We start from the raw sequence: 229 nt of genomic DNA, 5'->3' as shown, positions 1-229 counted from the left end.
ATGCTGCAGAGTGGACGCGTTTTTTAAGCCCAACAGGTGCTAGTTTTAATCCAGTAGAGGGTTGGAATATGAAAAGTGTGGGAGCAACGTTTACGTTTAAAGGAAGACCTAGTGATGGTACCTATACAATTCCTATAGATAATGATAGATTTAGTTTAGTTGGTAATCCTTATCCATCAGCATTAGATGCAGAAACCTTTATTTCTGATAATACTTCAGCCATTAATGG

Annotated in this window: 1 protein-coding gene; it reads left to right on the top strand. The window is 37.6% G+C overall.

Annotated features, from left to right (window positions below; translation table 11 throughout):
• Positions 1–229: DUF8693 domain-containing protein (locus ACY2RX_RS15025; protein WP_490104765.1), on the top strand; the 229-nt coding region annotated here is incomplete at both ends.

Source organism: Polaribacter sp. 2405UD43-2 (assembly GCF_058147125.1).
This window is presented reverse-complemented; position numbering and strand designations above follow the sequence as displayed.